Source organism: Zoogloea sp. (assembly GCF_023150065.1).
Classification (GTDB): Bacteria; Pseudomonadota; Gammaproteobacteria; order Burkholderiales; family Rhodocyclaceae; genus Zoogloea.
The window spans coordinates 1-1,035 of the sequence record NZ_JAKLLN010000076.1; the positions used below are offsets into that span (position 1 = coordinate 1).

Here is a 1,035-nt window from a genome sequence, read left to right on the forward strand (position 1 = left end):
GCCGCTGCGCCGCGCCACGCGCAGTGCCGCCTGCAGCACGGCGCGCAGGTCCGCGCTGGGTGAGTCGAGCCTGCCCGCGCGGTTGAGTCGCACCAGTTCGCTGTCGGGCCTGAACAGGCTCATCGCCGTCTCGACCCGCCGCACCGCAGCCACGGCGGCGTCGAGCGCCACGCAGGCCTGCGCCGCCGAGCCCGCGGCCACCCGCAGCTGCAGCGTGGTGCCCAATGCCACCAGGCTGCGCTCGTGCCACTGCAGGCCCGCCGCCGCTGCGCCGCCGGCGGCCAGGCCCAGGGCGGCGCCGATGAAGGCGCGGCGCGCCGGAACGGCTGGGGTCATCGTGCGCCTCCGGTCAGCGGCAAGGGATGGATCGCGATGGTGCGGCCCTTGCGCGAAGCGAGGATGCGCGGCGCGCACAAGGCATCGCTGTCGTGGATGGCCACGCAGTCCAGGCATTGGAAGCACTCGGCGTAGTCGATCGCACCGGCCGCGGAGATGGCCTGGTATTCGCAGCGGTGGCGGCAGGTCTGGCAGGGCTGGCCGCATTCGGCACGGCGCGGCAGCCAGGCCCACTGCCGCAGGCGGCCCAGCACGGCCAGGCCGGCACCCAGCGGGCACAGGTAGCGGCACCAGGCCTTGTAGACGAAGGCTCCCAGCACCACCAGGCCGGCCGCCCAGGCCACGTAGGGCCAGCTGCGCACGAAGTTCAGCGTGATCGATGTCTTGAAGGGCTCGAACTCCACCAGCCGGTCCGTCCAGGGGGCGCTGACCAGCGGCACCAGCACCAGCACCACCAGCACGGCGTACTTCCACCGCTTGAGCCGGGTGTCGGTGCGCGGATGCAGGCGCCATGCGGGCAACTTCAGCCAGCGCGCCAGCACGGCCACCCACTCCTGCAGTGCGCCGTAGGGGCACAGCCAGCCGCAGAAGGTGCCGCGCCCCCACACCACGAGTGTCAGGCCGACGTAGGCCCACAGCAGCACCGTCATCGGGTCGTGCAGAAAGAACGCCAGGCTGCGCCCGGCCAGCAGGGCCTGG

At 73.0% G+C, this 1,035-nt stretch carries 2 protein-coding genes; both read right to left on the reverse strand.

The features are described from left to right. The coding region (locus tag L6Q67_RS23465) for an FAD:protein FMN transferase (RefSeq protein WP_296575906.1) at positions 1-336 on the reverse strand (336 nt) is incomplete at its 3' end. Continuing rightward, positions 333-1,035 (reverse strand): 4Fe-4S binding protein (locus L6Q67_RS23470; protein ID WP_296575909.1); only part of this gene is annotated, 703 nt, incomplete at its 5' end. The genes L6Q67_RS23470 and L6Q67_RS23465, both read right to left, overlap by 4 nt.